At 70.3% G+C, this 3,786-nt stretch carries 4 protein-coding genes; 2 read left to right on the forward strand and 2 right to left on the reverse strand.

Translation table 11 applies throughout. From position 1 onward, the window contains the following. Together AB0M20_RS31545 and AB0M20_RS31550 are read right to left on the reverse strand one after the other, a co-directional pair. Window positions 1-706: NPP1 family protein (locus tag AB0M20_RS31545; protein WP_364303976.1), on the reverse strand; the 706-nt coding region annotated here is incomplete at its 3' end. 61 nt (window positions 707-767) lie between these two features. Continuing rightward, entirely contained in the window at window positions 768-2,576 is a 1,809-nt protein-coding gene (locus AB0M20_RS31550) for an SLC13 family permease (protein WP_364303977.1), read from the reverse strand. A 227-nt stretch (window positions 2,577-2,803) separates the two neighbouring features. On the opposite strand from AB0M20_RS31550, the gene AB0M20_RS31555 reads away from it, so the two are divergent. Both AB0M20_RS31555 and AB0M20_RS31560 read left to right on the forward strand, forming a co-directional pair. Beyond that, complete coding sequence (locus AB0M20_RS31555; RefSeq protein WP_364303978.1) at window positions 2,804-3,310, forward strand: DUF6069 family protein; 507 nt, start codon at window positions 2,804-2,806, stop codon at window positions 3,308-3,310. Window position 3,311: 1 nt separating this feature from the next. Continuing rightward, a partial coding sequence (locus AB0M20_RS31560) for a DUF308 domain-containing protein (RefSeq protein WP_364303979.1) occupies window positions 3,312-3,786 on the forward strand: 475 nt, incomplete at its 3' end.

The raw sequence follows: 3,786 nt of genomic DNA on the forward strand, positions 1-3,786 counted from the left end.
GCTCGCCAACCATGGTGAGGTCCGGATCGTCCCAGCGTCGCCGGAGGTCGTCACCGACGGTGTCATGGGCCGAATACGCGACCCAGCGCGGCGTGGGCGCCGCCTCCGCGTCGGTGAGGAAAATGGTGACCTGTTCCCAATCTCCCTCGTGGTCGTTGACGCCGCCGAAGGACGATCGCCAGTCGTTCATCCAGTAGTAGAACCAGTACTGCAGCACCAGATACCCGCCGTCGCGCATGGCTCGGCCGTAGTAGGTCGGCGTCTGATCGGAGCACGCGTACGCCCGGTGTGCCGCGGCGGTGAAGCCGCCGGGCACCGTCCCGCGCAGGATGAGCGTTAAGCGCACGCCCGCGTCGACGAGCCGGCTGGGCAACCCCACGACCGCGAACCGGCTGGAGGCCCGGAACGGCGGCCGGCTGCGGCGCCAGGACCGGTACGCCTTGCTGTTCAACGGATCGGCCACCCGCCGCAGCGACAGCGCATCCGCGGCGTGGCGGCGGCCCAGCTCGGCCAGCGAGTCCAGGCCGAGACTGCCGGCCGGAGCCAGCTCGGTGCTCGTCTTGTGTCCGCCGCGGACCAGCGCGCTGCCTGCCACGAAATCATCGACCGGCGACGGCAGGAACAGTTCCCCGGCAGTGAACCGCACCACCGGTTCGAAGCGGCGCAGCAACACCAAGGCTCGCTCCGGCGGCACGCTGGCGGTCATGTGGCCGGCTGCGGATCGGTCGTCGGCTCCGGGTTGAGCCGGACATCGACGGCAGGGCCCATCAGAACCCCCACACCAGAGGAATGACCAGCAAGGAGACGGCGAGCCACAACGCCATCAGGGGCAGTCCGAGCTTCCAGTAGTCGCCGAACCGGTATCCACCCGGCCCCATCACCATCATGTTGGCCGGGGTCGCGATCGGGGTGAGCAACGAGGCCGCGCCGGCCACCGCGACCAGCATGAGGATGGCATGCACCGAGACACCGGTCTCCCCCGCGGCGCTGACCGCGATCGGCACCACGATGAGCACTGTGGCGGTATTGCTGATCACCTGCCCCAGCATCGCGGTGAGCAGGAACAGGCCGGCCATGAGCAGGTACGGGCTGCCGGAGCCGACCACGTCGAGCAGGATTCCGGCGACCAGGTCGGCGGCGCCGGTCTCGGCGATGGCCGTGGACAGCGGGATCAGCCCGCCGACCAGAACGATGGTCTGCCAGGACACCGCCCGGTACGCCTGCGGCGCGGACACGACACGCAGCAGCACCATGGCGGTGGCGGCCAGCAGGCCGGCGATCGCCGGCGGGACCGCGCCGGTGGCGAGCAGGACGACCATGCCGGCGAGCACGGCCAGGGCGCGCTTGGCCCCGGGACCCAGCGGCAGCGTCTGCCGGCGTACCAGGTCCGGAGAGTCGACCACGAGAATCGTACGGTCGTTGAAGAGTGCCTCGATCTCCGGCCAGGCGCCGTGCAGGAGGAGCGAGTCGCCCTCGGTCAGCTCGATCGACCGCGGTCCGCAGTCGCGACCGCGGCGCTGCACCGCGAGGATCACCAGGTCGGTCCCGCGCCGCATGCCGGGAAACACCGTCTCGCCGACCAGCACGGAGCGGGGTGGCACGACAACTTCCACCACGCCGAACTCCCGGCTGATCAGCGGGTCGCCGGCTTCGCCGGTCATCGGCTGCATGCCGACCGCCATGCCCTGGTCCACCACGAACCGGCTCACCGCCGGGGAGGGGCCGCTGACGACGAGCACGTCGTCGGCGCTCAGTGCGGTGCGCACCATCGTGGGAGCCGGCGCGTCGGTCTGCGCGCCGATCAGGTCGACCCCGGGGTACCCCGACAGGTCCAGCGCGGTGGGCGAGGTGCCGATCAGGGGTGATCCCGCGCGTACGCGCAAGCGGTAGAAACCGTTGTCCAGCCGGTAGTGCCCGGCGAGGGTCTCGGCGTGCCGGCCGAGGTCCGGGGGAAGGGTCCGCGACGTGCGATGCGGTAGCACTCGTGCACCGAGCAACACCGTGAGCGCGATCGTGCCGACGACCAGAGGTAGTCCGACGGCGGCGTAGGAGAAGAACCCGAAGCCTTCCCCGCTGGCGTCGCGGGCCGCGTCGGACACGATGACGTTGACCGGACTGCCGGTCAGGATGAGCAGCGAGCCTGCGTGCGCCGCAAAGGCCAGCGGTAACAGCAGCTGCGAGGGCGACATCGCGGTACGCAGCGCGACCACGACGACCATCGGCAGCAGCGCGGCGACCGAACCGTTCGGGGTGATCAATGCGGTGAGCGCCGCGCCGAGCAGCATCACCACGACCAGCAGTCGTGAACGCCCGCTGCCGGCGCGGCCGGTCAGCGCCTGCCCCACCCAGGTCGTCACCCCGGTCGCGTCGATGCCCTCGCTGACCACGAACAGAGACGCGATGAAGATGACGACGGGGTCGCCGAAGCCGGCGAGCACGTCATCGGCGCCGAGCAGTCCGGTGGCGTAGAGCGCCAGGGCGGCGAGGATCGCCACGACACCGACCGGCAACCGGTTCCAGACGAAGACCACGATGACGACGCCCAGGATGACCAGGCTGATTGCGGCGGGACTCATCGCGCCCCCTCACTTGTCATCGGGACCGTCGGCGCGCCGATCACCCATGGAGCACACCTTCGCGCGTGACACCGGTGGCAGCCATCGTCCTCGACGGACGATTCGACCGGCCACGCCACGGTCGCGGACCGTCACACAGTGGTGTGCGGATCAATCGTCCGCATCGGACGAGGCGGCATCGACCCCACGGGTCCACGCTGGCGCGCAGGAGAGCTGGAAGGAAGCGCATGAGCATCCCGCGAAACGGCCCACCATCAGCGGGCGGGCCGCAGTCCGATGCGTTCGCGTCCGCCTCGGGCCCGATTGTCGACGCGCGGCGACTGTGGGCCGGTGGTGGAGCCAGTGCGCTGGTCGCCGCCCTCGTCGCGATCGTCGGCGTGCTGATCTCCCGCGGGCTGTTCGAGACGGAGGTGGTCGGGGTGCGCAGCGGTGTACCGGTGACCTTCCTGGGGTTCGCGGTCGGGGCGGCGGTCGTGGCTCTGGCCGCAACCGGTCTTGTCCACCTGCTCCTGCGCTCCACGCCGCGTCCACTGGTGTTCTTCGGCTGGATCGTCGGCCTGACCACCGTCATCGGCGGGTTGTGGCCGTTCCTCACCGACGAATCCTTGGCCGTGCAGGTGGCTACCTCCCTGGTCACACTCGCTGTGGGGATCTGCATCGGCAGCCTGGTGAGCCGGGTCGCGGCCGTGTCGGTGCGCGGCCGGCCGGGGCACGCCGCCGACGTTTGGAGTTGACATGACCACCGAGCCGGAAGCTTCCACGCCCCGAACCGCCGCTGCGCCGGCGGAGTCGACCGACCCACCGGAGGTGGTGCAACGGCGCCGCACCGGGTGGGATGTGCTCGTCGGGGTGCTCCTGATCTTGGCTGGGTCGTTCGTGCTCGGCGACGTCGCGATCGCCACGGCGATCTCGGTGCTTCTTCTCGGCTGGGTGGCGTTCTTCTCCGGCATCGGCATGCTCGTCGGGGCGCTGGTCCGGATCAGGTCCGGCGGGTCTTGGTCGGTCGCCCTGGGTGGTGGCGTTCTCGCCGTGCTGGGCCTGTTCATCCTGCGCAACCCGGTGGTCGGGGCACTGGCACTGACCCTGCTCGCCGGCTCGCTGTTCCTGGCCACCGGAATCATCCGCATCTTCATGTCCGGCCACTTCGGCTCGGATCGCTGGGTCGTCGTCATCAGCGGCCTGGTCTCCGTCGGCCTCGGGGTGTTCGTGC

Origin of the sequence: Actinoplanes sp. NPDC051633, assembly GCF_040681735.1 — a bacterium.
GTDB lineage: Bacteria > Actinomycetota > Actinomycetes > Mycobacteriales > Micromonosporaceae > Actinoplanes.

What these genes read in the sequence shown, in the direction of transcription:
- AB0M20_RS31550 (WP_364303977.1), bottom strand. Translation starts at nt 2,576, where the DNA reads ATGAGTCCCGCCGCAATCAGCCTGGTCATCCTGGGCGTCGTCATCGTG.
- AB0M20_RS31555 (WP_364303978.1), top strand. Translation starts at nt 2,804, where the DNA reads ATGAGCATCCCGCGAAACGGCCCACCATCAGCGGGCGGGCCGCAGTCC.